29 protein-coding genes and 6 tRNA genes are annotated in these 24,972 nt (G+C 48.7%); 12 read left to right on the top strand and 23 right to left on the bottom strand.

Features of this window, described 5'->3' with window-relative positions; translation table 11 throughout:
- Nucleotides 1-11: 11 nt before the first annotated feature.
- Nucleotides 12-599, bottom strand: a complete 588-nt coding sequence (clpP, locus tag BUB67_RS02960; protein WP_073235486.1) for an ATP-dependent Clp endopeptidase proteolytic subunit ClpP — start codon at nucleotides 597-599, stop codon at nucleotides 12-14.
- Between the two features lie 77 nt (nucleotides 600-676).
- Nucleotides 677-1,984, bottom strand: coding sequence for a trigger factor (gene tig, locus BUB67_RS02955; protein ID WP_073235483.1), 1,308 nt, complete (start codon nucleotides 1,982-1,984; stop codon nucleotides 677-679).
- Between the two features lie 716 nt (nucleotides 1,985-2,700).
- Here tig and BUB67_RS02950 point away from each other — a divergent pair.
- The gene (locus BUB67_RS02950; protein WP_073235480.1) at nucleotides 2,701-3,270 is read left to right on the top strand and encodes a hypothetical protein; all 570 of its coding nucleotides are present in this window, start codon (nucleotides 2,701-2,703) and stop codon (nucleotides 3,268-3,270) included.
- 60 nt (nucleotides 3,271-3,330) lie between these two features.
- Here BUB67_RS02950 and BUB67_RS02945 read toward each other — a convergent pair.
- The 9 genes from BUB67_RS02945 to BUB67_RS02905 form a co-directional block, all read right to left on the bottom strand.
- Nucleotides 3,331-3,416: transfer RNA gene (locus BUB67_RS02945), tRNA-Leu, on the bottom strand.
- A gap of 33 nt (nucleotides 3,417-3,449) precedes the next feature.
- Nucleotides 3,450-3,525: transfer RNA gene (locus BUB67_RS02940), tRNA-Lys, on the bottom strand.
- 10 nt (nucleotides 3,526-3,535) lie between these two features.
- Nucleotides 3,536-3,610 (bottom strand) — tRNA-Gln (locus BUB67_RS02935).
- A 21-nt stretch (nucleotides 3,611-3,631) separates the two neighbouring features.
- Nucleotides 3,632-3,708: transfer RNA gene (locus BUB67_RS02930), tRNA-His, on the bottom strand.
- A 232-nt stretch (nucleotides 3,709-3,940) separates the two neighbouring features.
- Nucleotides 3,941-4,756 (bottom strand): ATP-binding cassette domain-containing protein, encoded by an 816-nt coding sequence (locus BUB67_RS02925; RefSeq protein ID WP_073235477.1) that lies wholly within the window; start codon nucleotides 4,754-4,756, stop codon nucleotides 3,941-3,943.
- On the bottom strand, nucleotides 4,735-5,538 hold the full coding sequence (gene cbiQ, locus BUB67_RS02920) for a cobalt ECF transporter T component CbiQ (protein ID WP_073235474.1): 804 nt from the start codon (nucleotides 5,536-5,538) through the stop codon (nucleotides 4,735-4,737). The genes BUB67_RS02925 and cbiQ overlap by 22 nt, the downstream gene beginning before the upstream one ends.
- 25 nt (nucleotides 5,539-5,563) lie before the next feature.
- Nucleotides 5,564-5,860, bottom strand: a complete 297-nt coding sequence (locus BUB67_RS02915) for a PDGLE domain-containing protein (protein ID WP_073235471.1) — start codon at nucleotides 5,858-5,860, stop codon at nucleotides 5,564-5,566.
- Complete coding sequence (locus BUB67_RS02910) at nucleotides 5,853-6,500, bottom strand: energy-coupling factor ABC transporter permease (protein WP_073235464.1); 648 nt, start codon at nucleotides 6,498-6,500, stop codon at nucleotides 5,853-5,855. The genes BUB67_RS02915 and BUB67_RS02910 overlap by 8 nt, the downstream gene beginning before the upstream one ends.
- A 246-nt stretch (nucleotides 6,501-6,746) precedes the next feature.
- A complete protein-coding gene (locus tag BUB67_RS02905) occupies nucleotides 6,747-7,664 on the bottom strand; it encodes a DMT family transporter (RefSeq protein WP_073235457.1) in 918 nt (305 codons plus the stop codon).
- Between the two features lie 156 nt (nucleotides 7,665-7,820).
- Between BUB67_RS02905 and BUB67_RS02900 the strand changes: the two genes are divergently transcribed.
- Both BUB67_RS02900 and BUB67_RS02895 read left to right on the top strand, forming a co-directional pair.
- The gene (locus BUB67_RS02900) at nucleotides 7,821-8,537 is read left to right on the top strand and encodes an AzlC family ABC transporter permease (RefSeq protein ID WP_073235454.1); all 717 of its coding nucleotides are present in this window, start codon (nucleotides 7,821-7,823) and stop codon (nucleotides 8,535-8,537) included.
- Nucleotides 8,501-8,821 (top strand): AzlD domain-containing protein, encoded by a 321-nt coding sequence (locus tag BUB67_RS02895; protein ID WP_073235452.1) that lies wholly within the window; start codon nucleotides 8,501-8,503, stop codon nucleotides 8,819-8,821. The genes BUB67_RS02900 and BUB67_RS02895 overlap by 37 nt, the downstream gene beginning before the upstream one ends.
- Before the next feature lie 70 nt (nucleotides 8,822-8,891).
- On the opposite strand, the gene BUB67_RS02890 is transcribed toward BUB67_RS02895, so the two are convergent.
- The 5 genes from BUB67_RS02890 to BUB67_RS02870 all read right to left on the bottom strand — a co-directional run bounded on the left by BUB67_RS02890 (nucleotide 8,892) and on the right by BUB67_RS02870 (nucleotide 14,768).
- On the bottom strand, nucleotides 8,892-11,858 hold the full coding sequence (locus BUB67_RS02890) for an AAA family ATPase (RefSeq protein WP_073235449.1): 2,967 nt from the start codon (nucleotides 11,856-11,858) through the stop codon (nucleotides 8,892-8,894).
- The gene (locus BUB67_RS02885) at nucleotides 11,858-13,222 is read right to left on the bottom strand and encodes a metallophosphoesterase family protein (protein ID WP_073235446.1); all 1,365 of its coding nucleotides are present in this window, start codon (nucleotides 13,220-13,222) and stop codon (nucleotides 11,858-11,860) included. The genes BUB67_RS02890 and BUB67_RS02885 overlap by 1 nt, the downstream gene beginning before the upstream one ends.
- A 130-nt stretch (nucleotides 13,223-13,352) precedes the next feature.
- Nucleotides 13,353-13,577 carry a DUF378 domain-containing protein gene (locus BUB67_RS02880; RefSeq protein ID WP_073235443.1) on the bottom strand — a complete coding sequence of 75 codons (225 nt, stop codon included), beginning with the start codon at nucleotides 13,575-13,577 and terminating at the stop codon, nucleotides 13,353-13,355.
- 91 nt (nucleotides 13,578-13,668) lie between these two features.
- Nucleotides 13,669-13,860, bottom strand: a complete 192-nt coding sequence (locus tag BUB67_RS02875; RefSeq protein WP_073235440.1) for a DUF3006 domain-containing protein — start codon at nucleotides 13,858-13,860, stop codon at nucleotides 13,669-13,671.
- On the bottom strand, nucleotides 13,857-14,768 hold the full coding sequence (locus BUB67_RS02870) for a ComEC/Rec2 family competence protein (protein ID WP_073235437.1): 912 nt from the start codon (nucleotides 14,766-14,768) through the stop codon (nucleotides 13,857-13,859). Before BUB67_RS02870 ends, BUB67_RS02875 begins: the two co-directional genes overlap by 4 nt.
- A 197-nt stretch (nucleotides 14,769-14,965) precedes the next feature.
- On the opposite strand from BUB67_RS02870, the gene BUB67_RS02865 reads away from it, so the two are divergent.
- On the top strand, nucleotides 14,966-15,304 hold the full coding sequence (locus BUB67_RS02865) for a DUF2680 domain-containing protein (RefSeq protein WP_073235434.1): 339 nt from the start codon (nucleotides 14,966-14,968) through the stop codon (nucleotides 15,302-15,304).
- A gap of 41 nt (nucleotides 15,305-15,345) precedes the next feature.
- Here BUB67_RS02865 and BUB67_RS02860 read toward each other — a convergent pair whose 3' ends face one another.
- From BUB67_RS02860 to BUB67_RS02845, 4 genes are all read right to left on the bottom strand, one after another.
- Entirely contained in the window at nucleotides 15,346-16,011 is a 666-nt protein-coding gene (locus BUB67_RS02860; RefSeq protein WP_238456928.1) for an N-acetylmuramoyl-L-alanine amidase family protein, read from the bottom strand.
- 411 nt (nucleotides 16,012-16,422) lie between these two features.
- A complete protein-coding gene (locus tag BUB67_RS02855) occupies nucleotides 16,423-17,508 on the bottom strand; it encodes an FUSC family protein (RefSeq protein WP_238456927.1) in 1,086 nt (361 codons plus the stop codon).
- Nucleotides 17,509-17,515: 7 nt separating this feature from the next.
- Complete coding sequence (locus tag BUB67_RS02850) at nucleotides 17,516-18,241, bottom strand: nitrogenase component 1 (protein ID WP_073235424.1); 726 nt, start codon at nucleotides 18,239-18,241, stop codon at nucleotides 17,516-17,518.
- Nucleotides 18,242-18,417: 176 nt separating this feature from the next.
- Nucleotides 18,418-19,230 carry a histidinol-phosphatase gene (locus BUB67_RS02845; protein ID WP_073235422.1) on the bottom strand — a complete coding sequence of 271 codons (813 nt, stop codon included), beginning with the start codon at nucleotides 19,228-19,230 and terminating at the stop codon, nucleotides 18,418-18,420.
- A gap of 181 nt (nucleotides 19,231-19,411) precedes the next feature.
- Between BUB67_RS02845 and BUB67_RS02840 the strand changes: the two genes are divergently transcribed.
- Nucleotides 19,412-19,771, top strand: a complete 360-nt coding sequence (locus tag BUB67_RS02840; RefSeq protein ID WP_073235419.1) for a hypothetical protein — start codon at nucleotides 19,412-19,414, stop codon at nucleotides 19,769-19,771.
- Nucleotides 19,772-19,880: 109 nt separating this feature from the next.
- A tRNA-Met gene (locus BUB67_RS02835) sits at nucleotides 19,881-19,956 on the top strand.
- A gap of 91 nt (nucleotides 19,957-20,047) precedes the next feature.
- On the opposite strand, the gene BUB67_RS02830 is transcribed toward BUB67_RS02835, so the two are convergent.
- Nucleotides 20,048-20,284 (bottom strand): hypothetical protein, encoded by a 237-nt coding sequence (locus tag BUB67_RS02830; RefSeq protein ID WP_073235416.1) that lies wholly within the window; start codon nucleotides 20,282-20,284, stop codon nucleotides 20,048-20,050.
- Between the two features lie 309 nt (nucleotides 20,285-20,593).
- On the opposite strand from BUB67_RS02830, the gene BUB67_RS02825 reads away from it, so the two are divergent.
- Nucleotides 20,594-20,670 (top strand) — tRNA-Arg (locus BUB67_RS02825).
- A gap of 522 nt (nucleotides 20,671-21,192) precedes the next feature.
- Here BUB67_RS02825 and BUB67_RS02820 read toward each other — a convergent pair.
- Nucleotides 21,193-21,759, bottom strand: coding sequence for a ferritin-like domain-containing protein (locus tag BUB67_RS02820; protein WP_238456926.1), 567 nt, complete (start codon nucleotides 21,757-21,759; stop codon nucleotides 21,193-21,195).
- 366 nt (nucleotides 21,760-22,125) lie between these two features.
- On the opposite strand from BUB67_RS02820, the gene BUB67_RS02815 reads away from it, so the two are divergent.
- On the top strand, nucleotides 22,126-22,386 hold the full coding sequence (locus BUB67_RS02815) for a hypothetical protein (protein ID WP_200798110.1): 261 nt from the start codon (nucleotides 22,126-22,128) through the stop codon (nucleotides 22,384-22,386).
- A gap of 325 nt (nucleotides 22,387-22,711) precedes the next feature.
- Here BUB67_RS02815 and BUB67_RS02810 read toward each other — a convergent pair whose 3' ends face one another.
- Nucleotides 22,712-23,395 carry a hypothetical protein gene (locus BUB67_RS02810; protein WP_238456925.1) on the bottom strand — a complete coding sequence of 228 codons (684 nt, stop codon included), beginning with the start codon at nucleotides 23,393-23,395 and terminating at the stop codon, nucleotides 22,712-22,714.
- Between the two features lie 455 nt (nucleotides 23,396-23,850).
- Between BUB67_RS02810 and BUB67_RS02805 the strand changes: the two genes are divergently transcribed.
- The 4 genes from BUB67_RS02805 to BUB67_RS16315 all read left to right on the top strand — a co-directional run bounded on the left by BUB67_RS02805 (nucleotide 23,851) and on the right by BUB67_RS16315 (nucleotide 24,776).
- On the top strand, nucleotides 23,851-24,084 hold the full coding sequence (locus BUB67_RS02805) for an SHOCT domain-containing protein (RefSeq protein WP_073235413.1): 234 nt from the start codon (nucleotides 23,851-23,853) through the stop codon (nucleotides 24,082-24,084).
- 31 nt (nucleotides 24,085-24,115) lie between these two features.
- Nucleotides 24,116-24,244 (top strand): hypothetical protein, encoded by a 129-nt coding sequence (locus BUB67_RS17135; protein WP_274377217.1) that lies wholly within the window; start codon nucleotides 24,116-24,118, stop codon nucleotides 24,242-24,244.
- A gap of 100 nt (nucleotides 24,245-24,344) precedes the next feature.
- Nucleotides 24,345-24,539, top strand: coding sequence for a hypothetical protein (locus BUB67_RS02800; protein ID WP_073235410.1), 195 nt, complete (start codon nucleotides 24,345-24,347; stop codon nucleotides 24,537-24,539).
- A 60-nt stretch (nucleotides 24,540-24,599) separates the two neighbouring features.
- Nucleotides 24,600-24,776 carry a hypothetical protein gene (locus BUB67_RS16315; protein ID WP_159431801.1) on the top strand — a complete coding sequence of 59 codons (177 nt, stop codon included), beginning with the start codon at nucleotides 24,600-24,602 and terminating at the stop codon, nucleotides 24,774-24,776.
- Nucleotides 24,777-24,972: the final 196 nt, after the last annotated feature.

The following is a 24,972-nucleotide window of genomic DNA, read 5'->3' as shown; positions in this document are numbered from 1 at the left end:
CTCTTTTATCTTTACTTCCTATACGGCATCACCTCATCGATGATCCCATATTTTTTGGCCTCTTCAGCGGACATGAAGAAGTCCCGCTCGGTATCTCTGGCAACCTTTTCTAAAGACTGCCCGGTGTGATAGGCCAATTTTTCGTTCAACAGGTCTTTCATGCGCAGGATTTCCCTGGCATGAATATCGATATCTGTGGCCTGGCCCTGTACCCCGCCAAGTGGTTGGTGAATCATAATTCTTGCCATCGGCAGTGCGTAACGTTTGCCCTTTGTTCCGGCAGCCAGCAGGAAAGAACCCATGCTGGCTGCCTGCCCCAGGCAGATGGTGGATACAGGAGGTTTAATGTATTGCATGGTATCATAGATGGCCAGTCCGGCCGTAACAACACCGCCCGGTGAATTAATGTAAAGGTGGATATCCTTTTCAGGATCCTCCGCTTCCAGGAACAGAAATTGAGCGATGACCAAGTCTGCCACATGGTCGTCAATGGGGCCGCCGATAAAAATAATACGATCCTTTAACAGTCTTGAGTAAATGTCGTACGCCCGCTCGCCCCGGTTAGTTTGTTCCACAACAATTGGTACTAAACCTGACAAGTCCCTCGCCTCCTTGATCTATTTAGATCTTTGTAATTTGCGGCTTTCCTTGGGCTTACTTTTCCAATATATTCAATTTAAGCTCTAGTTGTGTCTTCAACTATGTTGGCATTTTCCACCAGGAAGGAGATCACTTTGCGGCGGGCTATATCTTGAGATATATGCCCCAGTTCACCCTGTAATTCCAGGGTTTTGCGTACAATTTCCGCATCCTGTTTTACATAGGTAGCAATTTTTTGAATCTCTTCGTTAATTTCTTCTTCGGATGCCTGGATGTTCTCAGCCCTGGCAATGGCATCGAGAACCAACTCGTTCTTTACGGTTTTTTCAGCATCCGGTCTCATGCGCTGGCGCATGTCATCAATGCTGGTATTGGTATATTTGAAATATTGGTCCAGGTTGATTCCCTGCTGGGCCAGGCGATGGCCTACGTTGTTCAGCATTTCATCAACCTTTTGATCCACCATGATCTCAGGGATTTCTACACTGGCATTGGCGGCGACGGCTTCTACCACGCCGTTTTCCACTGCAGATTTCGCCCTGGTCTCGGCAGCTTCCTTTAATTTATTCCGAATGTCCGACTTTAATTCTTCAAGGGTATCAAATTCACTGACATCCTTGGCAAATTCATCATCCAGCGGAGCCAATTCCTTGCGTTTAATTTCTTTTACGGTTACTTTAAAGGTTGCAGGTTTACCGGCCAGGTTCTCCGCGTGGTATTCTTGGGGGAAGGTTACGTTGACATCCTTTTCTTCGCCCACTTTCACACCGATGAGCTGGTCTTCAAAGCCTGGAATAAAGGCGCCGGAACCGATGGTCAGGGAATAATTTTCAGCGTTGCCGCCTTCAAAGGCTTCGCCGTCTACATAACCGGTAAAATCAATGATGGCAACGTCGTCCTTTTGCACTTCCCCCTCTTCAATGGTAACCAGTTTGGCATGACGGTTTTGCAGGCGCTCCAGTTCCGCCTGTACATCTTCATCGGAAACGTCCGTGGCAGGACGTTTTACTTCTAAACCTTTATATTCACCAAGGGTTACCTCCGGTTTGACCTCTACGGTGGCTTTGAAGATAAGAGGTTTGCCCGGTTCTCCCTGCACAATGTCAATCTTGGGCTGGTCGATGGGTTCGGTTTGTGTTTCCTTAAGGGCCTGCATGTAGGCTTCGGGAACGATGATTTCAGCAGCTTCACCAAACAGGGTCTCTTTACCCACATAACGCTCAACCAATGATCTGGGCGCTTTTCCTTTCCGGAAGCCGGGAATGTTCACCTGTTTCACAATTTTCCGGTAGGCCTGATTCATGGCCTGATCCACTTTTTCGGTCTCTACCTCAATTTCCAAAAGGACGGTGTTTTTTTCTATCCTTTCTGCTGTGGCCTTCATCAACATTGTTCCTCCTTAGATACATGTTTTGTTTGATAGAGTTTTTATTCTACTGAAATTACACCCTCCCCTGGCTGATGTAATTATAAACCTTGTAGTATAAACCAAATACAGATACGACACTGTGTTTAGTTCTACGAAGGGTTGTCCAACTCCTGCCGGAGTCGGAATCATTTCCAGCCAAAAAGGGTAATTTTTTCCAGTTGCCTCAATAATTAAAATACCAGGGCATAACCCTGGCCACTCTATATCATCCCAATTATACCATAATGTTTTGGGTTTGCAAAACATTTGCAGAGAATTACTTTATTAGTTAGGTATTTATTTAATATTTTGTATACATTAATTAGATAATTGAAAAAACACAGAATATTGTGTTAATATAAATGTAACGGAGGATTACGAATGATGTCAAATACTTGCCCTATTTGTCATAAACAAGCATACAAAGTATTGGAATGCGCCGTCTGCGGTGATGAGGTATGCCCGTCATGTAATGAACAATGCAGCCTTTGCGGGCAATGGGTCTGCCACAGGCATGTCATTTGCGTCTACAAAAAGGTTCACATATGTACCGATTGTTATGCCAATCAACTGAATAACTCTGACTGAGCCGGAAGTGTTCTTTCGGCTTTTGTATTTCTTTTACCAGGTCACCTTTCCATACACTCTTACGTACTATGGAATAAGATTCTGAGTATGGGAGGTTAGACCCTATGTCCGATAAATTAAAAGAAACACAAAATCCGGAGGCCGTCAGCGAACAAGACGCCACCATTGCTTCTTCCGGATTCTTGAGCAGGCGCGGCTTGCTTGCCGAGTTTGAATTCCAAACTCTGCAGCCCACTAATACCAGCGGCGCAACATCCATTCCCCTTACCACAACACCGACGACCATTGCTTGTCTAACGGGCGACGATGCCTTAAACATTTTAGATGTGTGCAGTCGGGTATGGTTAACTGCCACGGTTGGCTGGCAGGCGATCAATAATGCTGATGGAGAAGAAAAGGTAGACATTTTGTTCAAAATTTTTCGTGATGCCCCGGTTACCGGTTCATTGATTTTCAGCTGCCGCCAGAGCGCTGATGCTGATGAAGATGATCTCGCTACTACAACTTTCACGCACGTTGATTTGCCCTTGCTGCCTATTGACCCCTGTGATAAACACTGCCACAAAAAAGTTAGTTATTTCCTGACGGCAGAACTTCCTTTAGCCGGGAGCCAGGCCAACGTGATTGGACCCATCACGTTCACAGGCGCACAGATTTTACCCAATCCAAAATAAGACCAAAGGGCCAAAAAAAACAAAAAGCCCGGGGACAATATCCTCGGGTTTTACTCATTCTGGTGCGGATGAAGGGACTTGAACCCCCACGCCTTGCGGGCACCAGATCCTAAGTCTGGCGCGTCTGCCAATTCCGCCACATCCGCATATATTTTTGTAATTTTGTAATATAGACAAAATGGTGACCCATCCGCGACTCGAACGCGGGACACCCTGATTAAAAGTCAGGTGCTCTACCGACTGAGCTAATGGGTCACGTAAAAGATGGCTGGGGCGGCTGGATTCGAACCAACGAATGCCGATTCCAAAGACCGGTGCCTTACCGCTTGGCGACGCCCCAGTATAATTTATTTAAATGTTATGGGGTGGATAATGGGACTCGAACCCACGACCCCCAGAGCCACAATCTGGTGCTCTGACCAACTGAGCTATATCCACCACAACAACTCGCGGACTCGCACAAATTATATTACCAAACTGTTTAGATGTTGTCAAGCGTTATTCCAACATAGTATTTTTTGTAACCTGTGGTTGCTTTTTCTAACACTACGTTCGCATTACCATGAACAATTACTTATTATATGCATGTTGATTTTCGTTGTCAACCGGTCTGATAAAAAATAACCACAAATTCAAGTCAAGAACCGTCCCCAACTTGAATTTGCTTGATTCATAGTAATTGTTTAATAATGCTCCGGGCTTCTTCCACCGTAACCGGTGTTTTGGGCTGGCACAGGTCGGGAAAAGGCGCAAAGATTTCCGTAACTGTGGGCAGCTCCAGTTCCGCTTCCTGCACGATGGTTTTATCTGTCAGCAATGCCGGTTCGCCCTGGGTCAAGACCCTGCCCCGGCAGAGGATGATCACTTTGTCTGCCCAGCGGGCGGCTAGATCAACATCGTGTGTGGCGGTAACGATGGTTTTCCCCTGCCGGTTCAGCCGGTTCAACAGTTCAAACAAAGCCCGTTTGCCCGCCGGGTCCAAAAAGGCCACCGGTTCGTCCAGGACAATGATATCCGGGTCCATGGCCAGCACCCCGGCAATGGCAACCCGCTTTTTCTGGCCGTAACTCAGGTGGTAGGGGACTTTGTGACCGTACTGCTCCATGTTTACAAAGCGCAGCGCCTGGCGAACCTTTGCTTCCAATTCCTCTCCCCGCAGTCCCTGGTTAACGGGGCCAAAGGCCACATCCTCCCAGACGGTGCCGGAGAAAATTTGATCGTCCGGATCCTGAAAAACCAGGCCCACTTTACTTCTCAACCATTGTTCATTGTGCTGGTTGACAGTTTTTCCCAGGACCCTCACTGTCCCCTGCTGGACTAAATGAATACCGTTAAAATGCAGCAGCAGGGTGGATTTGCCCGAGCCGTTGGGACCCAAGATGGCTACTTTCGTCCCCCGCTCCACGGTAACGGAACACCGGTCCAGGGCCCTGGTGCCATCTTTATAGGAGAAGGACAGTTTTGTTACTTCAATAGCGGGCTCCATTGAATCCCTCCCATATCCACCAGCTTAATGGCCCAGGAAACGGTAATCATGGCGGCCCCAAAGCTGAGGTCTAATTTTTTTATCCGGTGACAATGACCGCAGCATTTGTACCGGCCGGTATATCCTCTGGACAGCATGGCCAAATAAACCCTTTCCGCCCTTTCATAGGACCGTAGAAAAAGCATGGCCAGGGTACTGCCGATGGTTTTTACGGTATGCCTGTCCCAAAGACCCCGGCCGGGTTTGAATCCCCGGGCTTTCCTGGCAGTCTGCATGCGGTTCAGTTCATCCATGACCACCGCGATGTAGCGCACCGTGAAATCAATCAATAAAATAAGGATTTTGGGAAATTTAAGGTGATTCAGAGCATGGGTCATCTCCCGCAGGGATGTGGTGGATGTGAGGAAGGCCATACCCAAAAAAGCGGTCAACATACGCAGGCAGGGGAGAATTGCCGCTTCCCAACCTTCTTTGGTAACCGCTAATTTAAATGCACCCAGTTGGAGGGTCCATACAGGTTCGCCGGGGGTGACAAAGGGAATAACAGAAACCATAACTCCACCGAAGGGCAGAATAACGGCCAGCCTTTTGACCAGGTGTACCGGGGAAATCCCTGCTATCAATGAGATCCCCAGCAGCAAAAAGGCTGTGGTTAATAACAGTGTTTTGTCCTGCAGCGTGGTGGCGTTGATGATAAAAATCACTACGGCAATCATCTTCACCCTGGCATCCACACCTCTAATCCAGATCCCGGCAGACGGTTTGTCCTCAATGCCCTGCATTTTTTACCCCCGCAGTTCTCTTTTTTTAACCGGAGCAATCCTGTTTTTTTACCAGAATTTTTTTCATACCCATGATTAGACCAAAGGTAAGTACCACCCCGATGGCGCCCGCAGTCCCGGTGGCCAGAAATTCACTTTTAATGCCCGGCATACTGTAATCCGGGATCGGGGAAGCAAGGACTTCTTTCCCCTCGGCCCTCTGAATAAAATTCAGGTCTTCCGCCACCCTCTCCAACCCGTCCGGGTGAGGGGAAGCAAAGGGCGACAAAAAAACAGCCACAAGCAAAGCAATGAACAACCCGGCCAGTAGTTTTTTATTCACTGCAAACATCCCCTTTCCTCAACCAGTTGGGAGAAAAGCCTGCGTTAAGGACGGCCAGGACCACCGCAGCGGTAATAACACCTTCCCCAATGCCAATCAACGCATGAACCCCCAGCATGGCCGGCAGTACCACGGCAAAGGGAATCCCCGACAGGGCAAGTTCGGCGCCGGTCATGAATGCCGCAGCCATTACAGAGGCCCAGGACGCGGCAAAGGAGGCCAGGACAACGCCGGTCTTCCCTTTTACTAACCGGCTTAAAGGACCGTACAGGCCGGCGGATACCAGCACGCCAACGACGCCCATGTTTAAAATATTGGCCCCTAGGGCGGTCAAGCCACCGTCCTGAAAAACAAAACACTGAATCATCAGCACCGTTGCCAGAACAATCACGGCACTCCAGGGGCCCAGCAGGGCTGTGGCCAGGGCTGCCCCCAGCAGGTGTCCGGATGTTCCCCCGGCAATGGGAAAATTGACCATCTGGGCGGCAAAGATAAAGGCTGCCATCACTCCCAGCCGGGGAACCTGCCGGTCACTGAGTTGTTCTCTGGTTTTGGCGATGCTGTAGCCAAGGGCCCCTGTGCTTATGACCGTAGCGGAAACCCAGGTTTTGGCATCTAAAAAACCGTCCGGAATGTGCATATAGATCCCTCCTTGGTAAAAGGTTTAACCCGGGCTTTTCTTGGATTGCTAAAAGGTGAAATAAAAAAGCCATTCAGGTCCCGGTCTTCCGGTTCAGCAACCTCCGTGGCTTTGTTGACAAAAACATGCAAAGAAGCGGTGCGGGGGTGTACTTTGAATTCCCTTTAGTTATTTTATTCTCTGGAAACTTCAATATTCCTGCATTATGAGAGGTAAGGAGCGAAAAGCGTGGAATATTTTCTTACTTTATCCCTCTCTCTTGACAGATTTCACTATATATAACTCTTCCTGTTTGGGGAAACATTGGATGGCAATCACGCCGGCTAAAATCATGGAACAGCCCGCAAGCTGCAGGGGATACAACGATTCCCCCAGGACCAGGAAAGCCACCACCGCTGCCACCACCGGTTCCAGGGTACCGGTCAACCCGGTGATGACCGGTGTCAGGTAGTTTAAGCCGCAAAAATAAAAACCAAAGGGCAGAACGGTGGCAAACACCGCGATGTAGAGGAAGAATAACCACTCGGTGGCGCTGTGGCCCGCCATGGCAATCCAGGGTGGCTGAAAAATATTCCAGACCAGCGCCCCAAAACCAAAACAGTATAAAAGCATGGTCCAGGGGTTCAGGGTGGTCAGGCCCTTCTTGCCGTAAAGGGTATAAAAGGCCAGGCTTGCCGCAGAAACCAAACCGCTTACCAAACCCGGCAGGTTGACTGCCAGCCCCCCTCCCGGGGCGCCGTTCACAATCAGGTAACCGCCCCCGGCGGTGAGCAGCAGGGCCAGCAGTTTAGCAGGGCCCATTTTCTCTCCCTGAAACAAAAAGGCGTAGGCAGCCACAATACCCGGCGCCAGGTACTGTAAAAACACCGCCGTAGCCACGTTGGTCTGGCTGATGGTGAAGAGGTAACTGAACTGAACCAGCGCAATGCCGGCAGTCCCCAGGACCGCCAAGTAGGGTAGATCGGTCTTTTTTACCCGCAATAAATGGGGTTTCCAGAGGGCCAGGTAGGCCAGCAACACCAGGAAGGATAAGGTGAGCCGAATGGTAACCAGGTGCATGGGGTTCACCTGCCGGTTAAATAAAATTTTGGCCACTGTCCCGGAGATACCCCACAGGGACGTAGCCCCTACCAAGAAGAAAAACCCTTTAACAGACGTCTTCAAACTTTACACCCCCTGAGGGTATTGTAACAGATTCCCTTTTCCGTGGATAAATAAGTTGCCCTTTGACGGACAAAAGTTTATTCCTGGGTGACAGTGATGGACAAATTCTGCTATTATTAAAGCTATGTACGTTTTTATCAAAAGGAGGTTCGTTCCTTGGTTCGTTCAGAGATACGTTCAGAATTAAAAGAAGGGATCCAGGCGGCCCTGCCGGTGGTTTTTGGTTATTTCCCTATCGGCATGGCCTTTGGTGTTTTAGCAGTACAATCGGGGATGACAACCTTCGAAATTTTTTTAATGTCCCTACTGGTATATGCAGGTTCTGCCCAGTTCATCGCAGCGGGCCTGCTGGCGGCCCAGGCTTCCATCGGCACCATTGTCCTGACCACTTTTTTGGTCAACTCCCGTCATCTATTAATGACCGCTTCCCTGGCCCCTTACGTGAGGAACATCAACGCTAAGCTTCTGTCCCTGCTCAGCTTTTGGGTCACCGATGAAACCTATGCCATCTCCATGGGGGCGGTGGTAAAGCAGCAAAAAAGTAAATGGTATTTTTGGGGGTTGTTCATTACCTCCCATTTGGCCTGGCTTTCCAGCACGGTGCTGGGCTCGGTGATGGGGAATTTCATCCCGGAACCCCAAAGGTTTGGCCTGGACTTTGCGCTGCCGGCCATGTTTATCGCCCTGCTGGTCCTGCAGGTAAGACACAAAAAGGCTATAGCCGTCATCGTAATCTCTGCGGCTTTATCCATCGGTATCAAACTGAACCTGGCCGGCAGCTGGAACATCATCCTGGCCACCGTTATTTCAGCTACGATAGGAGTGTTGATTGACAAATGGATGGAAAAGTCCTCACAGTCATTATCGGCATGATGATTGTTACCTATATTCCCCGCATGCTGCCTCTGGCCATATTGTCCCGTATCAATATTTCCAAGGGATTGCTGAACTGGCTGAGTTATGTCCCGGTGGCGGTGCTGTCTGCTCTGCTGGCCCCGGAAATCCTGATGAAAGACGGGCAGCTCCAGATCAATCTGTCAAATACCTATCTGCTGGCGGCCATTCCCTGCTTTATTGCCGGTTTTTACAGCAAGAGCATCTTTCTAACGGTGGTCACCGGCATGGTAACGGTGGTTTTGCTGGACAAATTCATATAAAAAAGCCGGTCCACGGGGGCCGGCAGATTAAGAGTTTTAATGTTGCTTTCAGTAATTTTTTCACCTTCATTCATTCCATTACCAAAAGCTTTGTCCCCTCCACAGGGGAGTAGTTTAAATGCAAGGCATGCTCCACTTTGTCATCAAAGGCCTGATCGTGGGAAACCAGCAGCAGTTGTTCAAATTTGCACTCCTGCTGTGCTTTGCTGATGGCCTCGGCCAGCATGACCCTGCTCTCGGTATCCAGGCCGTAGGTAGGCTCATCGAAGGCACAAAAACCGGCGGCGGAAAATTCCTTCACCAGGGCCAGCTGCATGGCCAGGGCGGCTTTCATTTGCTGCCCGCCGGACAGGCTGGCAAACCGTTTTTCCCCGGAAACCGTGGTGACGGTCAGGCAGTAATCCCCCGAACGCCAGTGAAACTGGGCTGCTTCGTTGCTCATGGAATTGTAAATGGCCTGGGCCTGGGCGGCCACCCGGGAGGTCAAGTTCCTGGCCACCGGCTCCTGGGCGTTTTTCAGCACATGCCGGGCCTTTTCCAAAATGGTTTCCTGAGCCTGCAGCCGCAGCAATTCCTTTACCTGTTCATCCCTTTGCCTGTGTAACCGGTTCAGCCGTTGGACCCTTTGCATCTGCTCCTCCACCGCCCTGACCGCCTCGTCCAGCTTGCTGGTGGCCTCTCCCAGGTCCAGGTTGGCCCGGGCATGGGCATCTTTTAACTCTTTATGTTGATCGGGATTGTAGGCAGCTTCGGCTGCCTTGAAATTTTGCTCGGCCACTGCCAGTTCGGCCTCTGCTTCCCGGAGGCTGCTTTTGCATTGTTCCAACCTGTCCAGGTACTCTTGTATTTTTTCAGCCACCGGTTGGTTTTGCAGGTATTTGGTGTACCCCGGCAGGTGGCGGCCCTTCAGCCGGTTTGCTGCCGCCAGTTTTTCATCCAATCCTGCAAAGGGCTGCAACGTATGCTCCAGTTCCTGAATTTGCTGCTGTATGTCGGCAACGGATGCTGCAAGGTCAGCAGCTTTCCTTGCCGCCTCTTCGGACCTTTGCAAAAGCAGCTCAATATCCCTGGCCAGCGCCTGGAGGGCCCTGTCCTCGGCATCCAATTCTTTCCTGCGGGCCACCCGCATGGTCATGTTTTCCTGGGCCGCGTTGTACTGCTCTTCCACCACAGGTTTCCATGTTTGAAAACACCGGTACACAGACATTTGCAGGTCTTTCATTTCCTGCACGGCCGCCCGGTAAGCAGCAGCATCAAACTCTCCGGTCGCCTCCAGCCCCTTGAGCCTGGGCGGCTTTTCACCGGTTTTCAGTTCCAGGACCAGTTTTTCCGCAGCCACCCGCCCGGCGGGGTCCTCCAACTGGTGATACAAACCGGCAATGCTCTTCCCAAGCTGCCGGACCCTGGCCTGTTTCTCCACCTGTTCTCTCTCCAAAGCCAACCATTTTTCCAACTGTGCTCTGGCCTCGGCCACCAACCGGAGTTTTTCTTGATGTTCTTCAGCCGCAGCCTTTATTTTGAGGTTGAGAAGGGCTAAATCTTCCCTGGCCTTATTGGGGTCAAACTGGCTGCAGGCGGTGCCCAGGAGGGGGCACCGGCCGCTGGACAGCCTCTCCAACTGTTGTTCCAGAATGGCCTTATCCTGTTTGGTCCTTTCTAAAAGGTCCCGGCATGCACGTTCCCGGACCTCGGCCTGTTCCAATTGCTCTTTGGCCTGTGCCACCTGTCCGGGTATTTGGTTGTCAATAAAGTGAAGAGTTTGCTCCATTTCCGCAAGTTGGTCAATGGCCGGTTTGTTCACAGCACTCATGGCCCTGAGCCATTCCACCACCTGCACCAGGCAATTCTTCAGTTCTGCTGCCCGTTCCTTGGCCCGCAGGGCGTCTGCCTCGCCGGCTTCGTACCGGGACACCTGCTGCTGCCAGGCTGCCAGTCTCTCTTGATACTCCCGATCCTTACTGACGGCGCTTTCTCTGTCCCTGGCTGCCTCAAGCCTTCTTGCTTCCAGGTCCCTGGTTAAAGCTGTTTCTTCCTTCTGGAGAGAGGTGAGTTTTTTATGTAAACTATCACGGGTGGCCCGCTGTTTTTCCAGGTGGCTGATTTGTTTCTCCAGCATAGTGAAAGCCTGGTAATCCTCCCGGGTTTGCCCCAGGATTTCTGCGGCCCGCCTGGCCTCTTCAACCCTGGCCGAGGCCACGTTTACCTCTGCCCTGGCTTGTTCCGTTTTCCCCTTGGCCTCGCCCACCTTCAGCATGGCTGTCTGGTATTGATTCAACAGGAGATCATACTTTGCCAAATCCCGGGCCGCCCCGGCCAGCCGTTCCCGGCATTGCTCCACCAGCAGTTCCAGGGCAGCCCTTTGCTTGAGACCTTCCTCCAGCTTCGCCGGCGCATCCTCCAGTTGGGCAATCTGGCCCTCCAGCCCGCTGATGACGCTGCGCTGGTTGGCAATGTCCTGCCGGATTTCATCACAGGGTTGCTTTAGATAATCAAAACACTGGCGGAAAATGTCCACATCCAACAGGGGGTCAAAGTGGTTTTTGGCATCACCGGGCTTCAGGTCAAAGGGAAGGGTAAAACGGCCCTGTTTTACCCCCAGCAGGCTGTGAAAAACCTCCGCCAGACGTTCCGGTTTGTCCACACCGGCCAGGTTGGCCAGAAAAGCCCTGACCTCTTGATCCCCTTCGGCCTCGATGAAGTCGTCATCCTCCCGCACAACTTTCCAGCGCCTGCCCCCGTTGCCCACATCCCTTTCAACCCGGTAAAGGCAGTCCTGGTGCCAGACCCAGACATCGATTTCCCCGGACTTGCTGCCATTTCTTAACAAATAGGTATTTTTGGCCATCCTGGCGTTGCCTCTGACGGGCTCGGCATCAAACAAGGCATAGCCAATGGCTTCAATGAGCGTACTTTTGCCGGCTCCGTTCTTGCCGGCAATCCGGTTGATACCCGGCTCCAGGTGGACGGTAATCCCCTGGCCGCTGTCACCCTCGCCATAGCTTTTTATGTTTTTTAACCTTATTTTTTGTATCCACATCAGGCATCACCGTCCTTCGCTGCGGCCACAGATCTTTCCGGCGTTTCCTCCAGGACTTCTGCCAGCAACTGCTCCACCAGCGGGTGGGCCTGCAGCCTTTCCCTGATTTCCTGGGCGGAAGCCCGGTTGCGCACGTCTTCCTTAAACCGGTAGAACAGCCTGGCCAGCAGGTCCGCCTGTTGTTCCAACCCCGGCAGCGGGTTTTGCAGGACCACCTCATGGATGGCGGACAATTCAAGGTCCTCCCTGGATGGAGCTGCATGAACAGTTCCCGCCGGGGAACCTTCGCCGGCAGCCAGCTGCAGCCCGCCGGAAATCACCTCCACAGCCTTCACCGGCAGGCTTTCCTGTAAATAGACTGCCAGGGCTTCGGTATCCAGCCGGATCCGGCCCAGGTTGACCGCGCCGGTCAATTCCAACCTCACTGCATCCTCCGGCGCCGCGCCCAACGTCCGCAGTGTTCTCTCAATGTCTGTCTGAATGGCGTCCATGGCCCGCCTGGTTTTGTTGCTGTGGGGAGAACAGTCATAGCGTAGACTCAGGACCTTTCTCTTGGGGACCTCTATGATTTCCGCCCTCCGCAGGGGGCTTGTGTGAGACGGGTCTATTTCCACCACCGCCATGCCCCGGGGTTGTCTATCATAACGGCACTCTTCCAACCGCACATGTTCCGGGGAGCCGGGGTTGACTGCCCATCCCCCGTGGTTCATGGGTTTATGAATGTGGCCCAGGGCCAGATAATCCACGCATTCATGGAGGAACTCCAGGTTCTCTCTGGAGAACCCGCCGCCTTCCTGGACTATATAATCGGGACCGGCATGCAGCAGCATGATGAGGGCCCCGGCCCCGGCATCTTGCCGCCAGCCTGTCAGGGTTTCAGCAATCAAGCGGGCCCTTTTAACGGTGCCGGCGCCCAGATAGCCTGCGCCCACAATGCGGACTCCCTTAAAATCAATATAGGAGCCCTGTCTCCTCTGATCATCCCAGGGCGTAATGACCGGCCCCTGGGATGTGAAAGGAATGGATAGCAGATGCAGCAGACCGATATCGTTTAAATACTTTACCCAGGTGTGGGACTCTCCGGTAACGGTGGCCCGGTCATGGTTGCCTTCGATGGCAAAGACGGGAATACCGGCTTCTTTGAGAGGGGCCAGACAGGCCGTGGCCTGCTGTAAAACAGGGGGCTGGATGCTGGGAGAATCGTAAAGGTCTCCGGCGATAAGCAGGGCATCAGCCCTTTGTTCAAGGGTATAACGGACAATAAAATGAAGCGCCTGTGCAAAATCCGTATCCGGCAGTTTACCGCCCAGGCGCTGCCGACCCAGGTGAATATCGGAACAATGAATAAATTTTACTGTTGGCATAGACTGCACTCCTCAAGGAACTGTACTGGTTCAATTATAACCAACCGACCGTCCTATTGCCAGGTTCTCTATTTCATGCAAAAATGCCGAGAAAACAAAAAACCCTCCACCTTGGGAGGGCTTTTTTGTCTTACTTGTTTTCTACCGGCGCTCTGTCACGGAACAGGGTAGGAATTAAAATGAGGCCGGAAATACCTACTAAGCTGTAGATAATTCTGCTGAGCAAAGAGGATTCACGTGCCGCATCCCCACCGAGCAGGGCAGCTACCAGGTCCCAGCTGAAAAGCCCAACCAGCAACCAGTTTATTGCCCCTACAATAACCAGCACCAAGGCGATTCTGGATAACATTTCCATCGTCATCACTCCTTGAATAAAAAATATGATTACGATGAGTATTGTTACCCAATTTATTAATTGTTATACGCTTTTCCAAAAAATGGTGCTGCTATTCAAATATTTCTTCCACCAAAGCTCTGTTATTATGCATCGGCTCCGGCATGATTTTGAAAGAAAACTCCACGGTATCCCCTTCTCTGGCCTCCGGGGGCAGGAATTGCCGGGGGACGTTCCACATGATTTTACCGTCCGTCTCCAGTACGGCCCATTTTTCTTCAAAGCGGTCAATGACTGCTTTCACCGGTCCTCCCTCCTCACGCCCGTTTCTTTTTCCTCCGCGGCAGCTGACCTTGCAGTCTCAACTTCAATTTTCTTCCCGTCAGTGGTCATTACAATTGTACCCGCCTTGTCAGTGCGGTAAACCTTAATTCTGGCGGCTGCCAACCTTTGCAGCGTCTCCCGGTGGGGGTGCCCGTAGTCATTTTTGCGCCCCACGGAAATGACCGCCATTTTCGGGGAAACCGCCTTTAAGAACCTTTCACCGGTGGAAGAACTGCTGCCGTGATGGCCCACCTTAAGAACATCCGCTTTCAAGTTGCAGCCATTATTCAGCATCTCCTGTTCTGATACCGCTTCGGCATCTCCCGTGAAAAGAAAGCGGCTATCCCCAAAGGTCACTTTGCAAACGATACTGTAATCATTAAGTTCTTCGTAGCGGGTGCCGTTGGGGGCCAAAATCTCCACCCGGGCCTCCCCCAGCGAGAAGCTTTGTCCTCCCCTGGCAGCGGTGACCCTCAGGTTTTTCTCTTTGACCGCCAGTAAAACATCCCTGTAGGTTTTGGTATTGTGATTTACCTTCGGCAGGTAGACTTTGTCCACGGCAAAGGTTTTTATCACATTATCAAGGCCCCCGATGTGGTCTTCGTGGGGGTGGGTTCCCATGACAACTGCCAGTTTTTTAATTCCCAGTTGTTTAAGGTAGTCCACCACCCTGTCCCCGTCATCATTATTGCCGGCATCGATCACCATGCTCTCTTCACCCGCCTGCACCAGGATGGCATCTGCCTGCCCCACGTCAATAAAGTGAACCTTCATAATACCTGGTTGCATTTGGGGCGGGCCTGTCTTTACGGTCTCCCGGGCTGCCTGGCTGCAGCCGGAAGTAACAAGCATGAATAATAAAGACGCAAGAATAATAAACCTTTTCATGGTCACCTCTCCCTTGTCTTTATGTAACAAAACCTATTATACCATTAACCGGGAACAGGTGTATCCCAAGATTCGCCAGACATTTTCCCCCGGTGGCATGAAAGTATGATAAAATCGTGACACTTTTGTAACATTTATGAGACTGGTTTGTAAAACTTTCTGGTTATCATATAAACAAAAAGAAAGGAGCTGAGACCATGAACAAACGTGTGATCCTGGTGGGTCTGCTGATCCTGGCGGTGGTCGCTCTCACAGTTCCCGCCGCCTTTGCGGCCGACGATGCCAATGCTCAGGCCAAAGCATGGTTTGACCAGATGTTTGCCGCAAAAAAAGCCTGGATTGATCAGGCAGTAAAAGACGGCCGACTGACACCGGAACAAGGGCAAGCCTGGAAACAGCACTTCGATCAAATGAAGGAATTCCGGGCCAAGAACGGTTATGTTTGCCCCGGCGGTGGCTTCGGTATGGGCCCCGGCGGTAAAGGCATGGGCGGCGGACGCTGGATGAACACCCCGCCGACACAACCCCAATCCTAATCGTAAAATGAATCAACGGTCCCCAGCGGGCCGTTGATTTTTTAGCGGCCGGTTTTTAAAAAGGCGGCAACTCCCCGTCCAATGGCCCCTGCCAGTTGTTCCTGGTAGTCCGGGTCCTGCAGCCTTTCTCTTTCCTCCGGGTTGCAGAGCCAGCCGGTCTCCACAATGATGACTGGTATGGTTAAATGCTTAAAGAGATAAAAGTGATCTGCCCTTGGTTTTTTAGGCGGCATGCCGGGCAGCTTGTTAATCTGTCTTTGAATTTCCGCCGCCAGACGGGCGCTGCCGGGATTGTCCGCGTCATAATAAATGACGGCTCCCCTGTCCTGGCCCAGCCCGGTATTGACATGGATGCTGATAAAAACCTCCCCGCCAAATTTGCTGGCCGCTTCGATCCTCCGGTCCAAATCCTGCCGCTCGGCTTCCTTAGAATAAACACCGTGCTTTGTAAAATCAACGTCTTTATCCCGGGTAAACCTTACTTTGCATCCTGCCGCATGCCTGGCTACACGTTTGGCAATGGCTAGGTTAATATCCTTTTCCATAACACCCGCCCGGCAGGCCCCGGGATCGGTGCCGCCGTGCCCGGGATCAATAATAACGGTAGGCTGTTCCAGGGGTTTTCGTTGGGGTTTGTCCTGTCTGTTTTGGGCCTCTGACTTGGCTGCCATTCCCTTTAAAAAAAATCCCAGGGGTAAAAGAATCATTATAAGACCAATCCAGACCCAGTGATGTCCATGTTTTTTATAGGGGCCTTTTATGTACATTTGCCGTATACCCTTTACTGTCTTTAAATTTTGCCTTTTCTAGTTTAGCTTTTTAGAAGGCCTGTAATACATAGAGGAACGAAAAAAGCACTGCGTGGGCAGTGCTTCTGCCATGATTCCCGGATTACAGGAACCAAATGAGCAGTGCAATAATCGCTATGATGAGCAGGAAGAGAAAAACGCAGCAGATAATTGGCAGCCAGTAGGTAGTGGAGCAGGATTCTGCATAAGGCATCGTATCAACCCCTTTTTTTCTACCAATCTATGAAAAAATTGATTCAGTTGTGATGCTTAAAAATTTTCTTAGGCAAGCTAAATATAAACAACCCTGCCAAAAAGCGGCAGAATGCCTTAGGCTTGACTATGTTCTTTAGCCGGTGAAAATTCCTTTATACTCCTGCTGGCCCACTTAATATCATTGGCCACCACAGATACATACATAAAGGCGTGTAAAAAGTCGGCGCCGGTCAGCCTGCTGTGCCACTGGTCGATAAAATAACTTAATTCCTCCCAAAATTGTTCATTAACCTGTACCGGCGCCAGGGGTTTTCCCTGCAAAACATGCTGATACAAGTCTTCATTTAATTTCACAAAGGAGTTGATGCCCCTCTCCAACATTCCTAAAACCATGTAAAACTCATCGGAAATAGGGGGGTCTCCCCTCTCCCTTCTCCATGCCAACCGCTGCAAAGTAGCGCTGTACACTTCCTGGCTTTTATAAAAAAGCTTCACATTAAAGTCCAGGTATTTTTCCCATAATTCCTGCACTTCTGCGGGGACATGTTTTAAATAACGGTTTTGCTCCTTGTGCAGTTCAAACAAGTTTCTGGTTGTTGTCAGGAAGTCTTTGATCGCCGCCCGCTTCATTTCATAGTCTGCCGCACTCATTGGCTCAAGTTTTAAAAAACCGTTCACCAGCTCCACAAAAAACTTTGCCGATAATTCATTAAATTTACCCAGATGGGATAAAAAGCTGTTGCTGTAACGGGGCTGGGATAAAAAACTGTTTATAATGAGGGCGGCGCCTAACCCGACAAAGATAACATAGGACCGAATAAGGGCATGGTTCAGAAAATCATGACGCGGCGCGTCCAGCACAAAAATCCCGGCCACAACCCCCATCGAAACACCTTGTTTGAGTTTTAATTGCACGTTGGTTGTTATAATAATGATTGTTGCCAGCCCAATGATCAGGGGCCCGGTGCCAAATGTATAACCACAAATGACGGCGATGACCACCGAGATGACATGAGTTAAAACTTGCTCCACAGCGTTTCGAAAGGAACGAAAGATGGATGGCTGGACATTAATTACGGCGCTTACAGCTGCAAAGACCTTCGGTTCCAATTTCAACAGGGTGCAAATATACATGGCCAGAGCGACGGCTATTCCCGTTTTCAGTATTCTGGCGCCCACAAAGGGAAAGGTTTTATTCATAGGCATCTCAATGAAGTGATTTCTCCTTTAAGACTTGTGAAATACAGCGGGCAAGGTTTGTAAACCCACGAAAACCCAGAAAAGATTGATCTGCCTCTGACAGTGAAAAATAAGGAATTTCACTGTTGTCTTGCAGGATCTGGTCGTGATCTCCGATAATCAGGTGAATCCCGTATTTTTTAATTAGCTTTTGCAACGACTCCGGTGTCCTATATTGCTTATTGTGTGGGGGATTTATAACAGTCATCCCCAAATCATCCAGTATACGGCCGGCGATCTCCCTGCGGTAGTCATCTAATAAGAGATATGCCTTTTTTCTGTAGAGTTCTGCACCATAGAGGTTGATACCATCGGTAACGGAAGCGAGACCCCTTCGAATCACTTGTTCGGTTTTAGACGAAGAGAGTCCCATGACCGTCCCTATATCTCTCAAGGCCCCCGCCGTTTCAGAGGGACCCAAAAAAGAAACAGTTAAAAAGGGACGGTCATACCTGTTCTGAATTCTTTTTTGTATTGTTACTTCGCTGGCAAGCAAATGGTAAATGTTGATATTTGCTCTTTGTAAAACAGTTGAATTCATTCGTTCCGGCGGGAGATAATTGGCGGTAATACCCAATTCAAGCAACAACTCTTGAACGGTATATATCTCTTCCTGGTTTCGAAAGTCGCCAAACAGGTTTGCCATCAATTGTAACTTCTTTTTCGAGGAGAAATCAACCTTCAGCCCTTCCATTGTGTCACCTCCGAAAAATGTTAGAAACAAAAAAGACGCTGATCATCATCTCAGCGCCTTTGCTTGATGGTTTTATTCTCTTTGTTAAATTATATCACCCGCCCACCGGTCCATCAATCAGGTTCTGTAACAAATACTGTATATTCTTTCCGGGCTCCTTATCAATAAAAAAATCGCTAACCCAATGGATAAGCTTCTGCCTTTCGGCGGGAAAATACCTGTATTTCCCTGTACCCTATCTTTCTGGCCAATGCAACGGCTTGGGAAAAATCCGCCCCCACGTCCTTCGGGCAGTGGGCATCTGAACTGATAACGATGGGAACACCCTGTTTATGGCAGGCCTCCAGCAGCAACGGGTGAGGGTATATTTCCCCCACCGGTTTTCTTAACCCGGCAGTGCTGATCTCGATGCAGGTGCCGTTTTCGGCTAGGGTCTTGGCGACCCGGGCATATAGTTCCGCGAGAAACTCCCTGTCCTTCGGCACATACTTAAAGATCTTTGCCAGATCAAGATGACCGACAATGTCAAACAGCCTGCTTTCTGCTAAACGTTCAATACGATCAAAGTAAGCCAGCCAAATGTCCTCAACTTTTCTTCGGTCCCATTCCTGCTTCATTTCCGACAGGTCAATTCCCCATTCATCGATCCAGTGCACGGAACCTATGACATAATCAAAGGGATAGCGGTTGATAAATTCTTCAATTTCTTTTTCCTTACCCGGGAAGTAGTCCATCTCAATGCCAAACTTAACCCTGACCCCTTCCTGCCGGGCCTTCATAATCATCGAAAGATACTCTTCCATCCTCTGGTTCTGCCGGGGCTCCACCCAGTCATTCCAGAAGATATGCCTGGTTTCCACAAACCTGTAGGCATGCTCTGAGATCCCCCACTCGTCAATGCCTGCCGCCCCGGCCTGCCGGGCAAATTCAAACAACCAGTCTACGGTGTAAGGCCCCTGCTCCACATGAATATGATAGTCCGTTAACATACTTCACCCACCTTGCAGTCTTATAAAGCCAATCATATAGGCAGTGAGGAAAAAAATCAATAAAATTGGCCTGCATGCCCGTTAATGAATGCCGCCTTTGTCCAAATTTTTTATCTTTTTGCCGGGGTTATCTGGTAAAATAAAACTACCTTACGCAACTTTCAGATTGGAGGCGTTGTCGATGTCCCACCTTACCAAAGAATGTCTGGTAAACCTCCTGACCAGGGTTCGAGAAGACATACAAAAAGAAAAGCAAATCCCGCCTGCATCCCTCTCAAAGGAAGAACAGGAACTGCTGAAGATGTATATTCCCATGCAGTTGGGAGAAGAAAGCGCCAAGAAAATGATGGAACTGCTGAATGAAATACGGGAGGGAAAGCGGCCTCCTCTTTCTGAGCAGGAAAGAATTGAGCTGAATCAAAAAAACATGGAGGAAAGCTTAATTAATTTTCTTAGCAAGTTATCTACGGCCAATCAAGATGAACTGGAAGCAATCCATGAAATGTGCGAACGCATACGGGCCAGCCGCTGCGACTTCTAAATTGACGTTTTCACGGAATGGTTATTACGTGAGGTTATTATAGAATAACAACTTTTTTATAATTTTCATTTGACTTTACCTGAAGATTTCGTTACAATAAATGAGTTGCCGCGGGATGGAGCAGTTGGTAGCTCGTCGGGCTCATAACCCGAAGGTCGGAGGTTCAAGTCCTCCTCCCGCAACCAGTTCCGAAAACTCTGCTAAAGGGCAGAGTTTTTCTTTTCTTCCCAAAAGGAAAAACCTCCGAGCGGGGAGGTTAAGGTACGTGTTATAAGTTCAGGCAGTCTTGCAAACCACTTTTACTTTCACCTGGTTGTCGGTTGGGCTGTCTAACAAATATACAAGACAGGGGTTTTCCGGGTTCAGGTTGTATTTAACAATCTCTTCCCAAATCTCGTCAGTCAACTGGCTGGATGGCAGGTCAACGGTTCCGGACCGGTTCTCGTTACACACCTTGCTCACCAAATCTGCGAATAAGTCACACTGTTTATTCACATTCATCTCCAGCTCCATCCAACATCCTCCTATGATTTATTTGTTTGGGTGAAACTTAAATTTCCCCCTGTGTTTATTATTTCAAATTTAACATACAACTTCAATATTCTTTGGGGTTTGAGGGTTGTCTAATTGATGACAAATAAATGACAGAATTCTTTTTGTTATTAAACCATATTACATAATAACAGGGAAAAATCTGATTTATTGACTTTAGTTATTGTATCATATAAAATCATTACTGCCCGGTGCAAATAAAACCGGTGAAATATCGTCTTGTGTTTTGTTGATCGGTGTGTTAAAATATCATGTGTTGGTTCAAGAAATGTCCCAGTAGCTCAGCTGGATAGAGCAACGGACTTCTAATCCGTAGGTCAGGGGTTCGAATCCCTTCTGGGACGCCAGTAAAATCAAGGCTTCTAGCGATTTCGCCAGAGGCTATTTTTTTATATTGGTGCCCGACTTCTCCAAACACCTCACCAAACAGCACACTTCTCTCTAATTTATCGACTGCCTTTTTGGCATACCGGCATAAGGTGTGTATAAATGTCCGAGGCAATACCAATCCCTGCATGACCCAACCGCTCACAGATAAGTTTCAGGGATTCCCCTTGTTTTAGCAGCAGACTTGCATGTGGTGTGGCGCAGGCTTTTTAGCCCCTTCCCCCTTTTTCAGCTTGCTTCAGCAATATCTAAAAAGATTTCGTAAATTATTGCAAAAATCCTCTATAATGTATAAGGCTCAAAGAAAAAGAAAATAAAAAAGCGGCAAACTCCGCAGTTATTTAACCGTACTTATTTTCCAGAAAGAGTTCAAAAGACATGAATAAACCCGTACCACTGTCATAGTGATACGGGATACTTTTTAGGGAATTTATAAAAGCTACTGCTTGCTTTACTAAGAGTGCTAATCACTAATTTTACTGTTATTTCATTCCTGGACAATATTTCTGCGCATAGCTGGTAAACAGTTGAAGGTGGTGTTGCTCATCCATGATGATTCTTTCCAGTAGCTCTTTAATGTAGGGGTCATCAATCATTTGCTGGTGCATCCTGTAATTCCGGATCGCCATTTTCTCCGCCGCAATATCGGAGGCCAGCCTGTCACAGATGTTCTGCCCGTAGTACACAAAGGATGCATTCCAATAAACAGGTTGGTTATGGGTTAGTGTTCGGTACTCGGGCTCAACCCCCAGCATACGGATGGTTTCGCCAAGCAATTCAAGGTGATGCATCTCTATAATAGAAATACATTCTTCCAACTCCGCTAAATCTTCATATTTTTCCTCAAAGGTCAGGTAATGATAAAAGTATTGGTTAATCGCAGTCATTTCGCTCACTGCACCCGCGTAATCCTCCAATATAAGCATGGCATAATAATGATTGGGACGAACAACCCTAGGCTCTGGATACGGAGCAGGCAACGCACACCAACGGTTAACATGTTCTGCGCCTGAAATGCTCAAGGATTTATTCTTGATGTCATCACACAAAGGGTACTCCCCTCCTTCCAACTTTGTTTTTAAATTATTTATACAGAGATTGAAAAGGAATATTACAAAAACAAATTTTCCTTATTTTGCATAAATGTATGTGCTGGTCTCGGAGTAGTTAGTTAAAAGACGTCAAAATCAATGCGACCTTCATTTTTATGGTCGCCTTGATTTACTATATACTCTTAACCCTGTCATCCCTATCTGGCGTCTTGATTTTTCTTTCCATTTGTAGATAAGTAGCCCCAGTGCCAGCAACGCCGTACCCAGGGTGGTCAACTGGGCTGCCTTCAAACCGCCGGTATGATGAACCAGAACCCTGACATGATGATAGAGGCCATGAGTTCCCCCGATGCAAGCCAATCAATGACCAAAATCATGAGCTCTGAAAAAATGATGCCCGTCATGATGGACATGATGCACAACTCCGATATGCAGAAAAACATGGTGAAGATCATGAGTGACCAAAAGACCAGAGAAGCTATGGTCAAAATCATGTCCGACCCGTCCATGATGCAGCCTATGATGGAAATAATGGCCGCCCCCCAAATGAAAGATACTTTCATGGCCATGATGAAGGACCCCAAACTAATGCCGATGGCCAAAGAAGCAATGGGTATAAAATAATTACCTTTATAAAGGAAACAGGCTCCCACTGTGTGAGAACCTGTTTCTTATTTTTTCCCTGTTTTATCCTCATGAGTATTTTCTTTATCCTCACAACAGTTCTTTTTGCCGGGCAACTGCCCGGTAGTCCCGTGGTTACGGTGACTGTGGCCGCCGCATCAGCCGCCACCCCGGAACATCATCGCTATCATTAAAACAATCAACAGCAGTGGCAGGTAATTGGTAATGTTCTCCACCCTAAGACCTCCTTTTATGCTTATAAATGATCTTGGGTAAGTTTAGCCCCTGTTTTTATAACAGGGGCTATGTAGTTACTGTATTGTTTTTATGCTTCCTGATGGGCATGACCATCGGCGCTTTCCATTCCGACAAAGTTACCGTGCCAAGTGTGATACCAGACTTGACCGGTGGCACTGTTGACACTGAGCATGCCAACGATTTTTCCGTCTTTAAGAGTGTGCAGAGTGTAGTAGCCATAAAATTCATGGGGTTCAGCCGCAGTCTCACCGGAATTGTTTCCCTTTAAAAAATCGTTGGCAATTTTTATAGAATCCTCCGGTGAAACAGATGGCTTATCACTGGTCTCTGAACTGTAACCCATCATCATACCGCCCATATGCCCGTACTTGACATTCCACATCATATTGGGCCCCATTTCCGGGCTGATGGAGCCGGTATGCTTATCCAAAATAAACTCTTGGGCATACTTGCCACTTTGGTCTTCCCTTGTCTCCACATAAAAGTGGGTATCAAACTCCATCACTTCCGCCAAGGAAATGCCCTCTAGTCCTGAAGTTTTTAAATAGTCATTGACCAACTCCTCTGCCTTTTCAGAATCTACCGGCTCCTTCAGGGCAATACCGCCGTTGCCCATCATGTTGCCGTGGATGCCCATCATAGAAGAACCCATCATTCCCATTCCAGGCAGTCCCTGTCCCATTCCCCAGCCCCCAAAGTTCTCCTTGACATTGGCGGAAGTTAGAACAGGTATGGATAACAAAAGTGTCACGATCAATATAATCCTGATACCAGCAGTTTTTTGTTCAAAACGATCCCCTCCTTTGCTTTATGGCTTTATCATAACAACCAAGTTTTACAAAAACAGCACAGCCGTTTAACGTTTTTGTGATAATTTTGCCGCAAAATGGAAATAAGGTTTCCATATCTCCCTAGAATTAAAGCTTTGGTCCTGCAAAACAAGGTCCGTGAAGTATTACAAAAATGTGATATTCATGCCATAGTTTTGTAAACTTTTATTTATATAATCAATTCATAAACCCATTACAGGAGGTTGATTATACAACAGGCCAGTTTAGATAATCTTAGGGCCGCCTAAAGATAAAGCGATCTGTAGAGAAAGAAAGACCCGCGGTATCACCTTTCATGATTTGCCCTTAATAAGGGCACTTTTTAAAATCAACCCCTTATGGGAACAATAGAAAAAACTTAAAGGAGGAATGCGTTATGCCAATGATGTACGGTGGCTATGGTATGGGATGGTTTGGGGGGATTTTTATGATGTTGATCCCGCTGGCTCTGTTAGGTCTGGTTGTCTATTGGGCGGTAAACTCAGGAGTAAAAAGTGCACTTAAGGAAGGTTCATCGTCCGGTGCCCTAGATATTTTAAAGTCCAGATATGCCCGGAACGAGATAACTGAAGATGAGTACAAAAAACTTAAAGAAGAATTATCCCGGTAGTAAAATTATTCTTGGTTTCGGGAGGATAACCATGATTAAGAAATATCCGGCCTGTCAACACTGCCAGTGCAGTTCATGCAAGTCTACAGGAACCTGCCGGGGATGCGCCACTGGAGTGATTCACTGTAAAGGCAAGATACAGGCCGACGGTGTGGTTTAGCACCGAGGAAACTATCTATGTACATCAGCAAAGTAACCTCACCAGGCAGGCCCTATGGCCTGCCATCTCTCGCAAGAAAGGTGTTGGGGAGGTAGCACCAATGAAATTTAAGCTTATCACCAAAATCAGCCTAGGCATTACCGGCATTGTGTTGGTCTTTTCCACCGCCCTAGGCTACACCTTTGTAAAAGGAACAAATCCCGGCAGCCACATAAGCATGACCAGAGTTAAAGAGTTAAAAAGTAAAGCCAGAGAGCAGAACTCACATGCTCTCTGGTTTTTTGGGTACTGCTGAATATTAAGTAATACTACCGGGGACTATAACTCTGACTTAAAAATGAGGGGTGGTGGGAAAATGCAAAATAAGCAGCAGTTGGCCCAGTGTATCCAAACCTGCACCAAAGCAGCCAACGATCTGCGTAGTTCGGCTAACGGGATTAATAACGCCGGTGTAAGGGAAATGCTTACCTTAGGTGCCAGTCATATCGAGATGTGTATCCGCCAGTGCGAAAGCCTCATGCGGATGCCTTAAAAACTTTTAATTGGAACTTATCGGAGGTGAAATCAACAATGCAATCTGCCCAAACAATTCAACAGTGTATCCAGACCTGTCAGCAAATCTCGGCCCAATTACGGAACATGGCCAACACCGAACCAGACCCTATGGCAAAAAACAAGCTAATCGAAGGCGCACACCATCTGGCTCTCTGTATAGAGGAATGTAATTT

The sequence above is a fragment of the Desulforamulus putei DSM 12395 genome (assembly GCF_900129195.1).
In the GTDB taxonomy this organism is placed as follows: Bacteria; Bacillota; Desulfotomaculia; order Desulfotomaculales; family Desulfotomaculaceae; genus Desulfotomaculum; species Desulfotomaculum putei.
The sequence above is the reverse complement of the archived record's forward strand: the minus strand, read 5'-3'. Positions and strand labels throughout refer to the sequence as shown.